The sequence below is a fragment of the Metabacillus rhizolycopersici genome, from assembly GCF_020075705.1.
On the sequence record NZ_JAIQUM010000347.1, the window covers coordinates 1 to 219 of the forward strand.

Sequence of the window (219 nt, forward strand, 5' to 3'; positions counted from 1 at the left end):
GAAATCGAAGCAAGGAAAAGGGAAGAAGCAGAATTTGCTAAGTTGAACCCTATCGAAAAATCGCTCCATAGCTTTAAAGAAATCGGAACCGATTTTTGGGACGGCCTAGAAGCTCGGAACGAAAAGAAGCTCGATTCCTTATACGATTTTGGAAATTACATAACCGTTGGATCGTTCGACGCAGCCAAAGACCTTTATCAAGGCATGGAAGACAGAGCC

General features: G+C 43.4%; 1 protein-coding gene. It reads left to right on the forward strand.

Annotation, left to right across the window (positions count from 1 at the left end; translation table 11 throughout):
• On the forward strand, nucleotides 1–219 hold a 219-nt coding region (locus K9V48_RS28890; RefSeq protein WP_438803938.1), incomplete at both ends, for a hypothetical protein.